The following is a 622-nucleotide window of genomic DNA, read 5'->3' as shown; positions in this document are numbered from 1 at the left end:
GATGAAAGTATTCAGCGAAAGAAATTTGGAGCGACACACGAGGTTCGAACTCGTGACCTCAACCTTGGCAAGGTTGCGCTCTACCAACTGAGCTAGTGTCGCAGTATCTTTAAGACCAAAGCCTTGAAAGAAATTGGTTGCGGGGGCCGGATTTGAACCGACGACCTTCGGGTTATGAGCCCGACGAGCTACCAAGCTGCTCCACCCCGCGTCCGAATTGTGTCACCGTTAAGTACCGTGAGAACTGCCTCTTTCGATGAAAGCATTCAGCGAAAGAAATTTGGAGCGACACACGAGGTTCGAACTCGTGACCTCAACCTTGGCAAGGTTGCGCTCTACCAACTGAGCTAGTGTCGCAGTATCTTTAAGACCAAAGCCTTGAAAGAAATTGGTTGCGGGGGCCGGATTTGAACCGACGACCTTCGGGTTATGAGCCCGACGAGCTACCAAGCTGCTCCACCCCGCGTCCGAATTGTGTCACCGTTAAGTACCGTGAGAACTGCCTCTTTCGATGAAAGTATTCAGCGAAAGAAATTTGGAGCGACACACGAGGTTCGAACTCGTGACCTCAACCTTGGCAAGGTTGCGCTCTACCAACTGAGCTAGTGTCGCAGTATCTTTA

At 51.1% G+C, this 622-nt stretch carries 5 tRNA genes; all 5 read right to left on the bottom strand.

Annotated features, from left to right (window positions below):
• Nucleotides 1-26: 26 nt before the first annotated feature.
• Nucleotides 27-102 (bottom strand) — tRNA-Gly (locus tag L4C34_RS20405).
• A gap of 32 nt (nt 103-134) precedes the next feature.
• A tRNA-Met gene (locus L4C34_RS20400) sits at nt 135-211 on the bottom strand.
• A 70-nt stretch (nt 212-281) separates the two neighbouring features.
• Nucleotides 282-357, bottom strand: a tRNA-Gly gene (locus L4C34_RS20395).
• 32 nt (nt 358-389) lie between these two features.
• Nucleotides 390-466, bottom strand: a tRNA-Met gene (locus tag L4C34_RS20390).
• Between the two features lie 70 nt (nt 467-536).
• Nucleotides 537-612, bottom strand: a tRNA-Gly gene (locus tag L4C34_RS20385).
• Nucleotides 613-622 lie beyond the last annotated feature (10 nt).

Source organism: Vibrio profundum, from assembly GCF_050337555.1.
Lineage (GTDB): Bacteria > Pseudomonadota > Gammaproteobacteria > Enterobacterales > Vibrionaceae > Vibrio > Vibrio profundum.
Note: the sequence above shows the minus strand (reverse complement) of the source record. Positions and strands in the feature narration are given on the sequence as shown.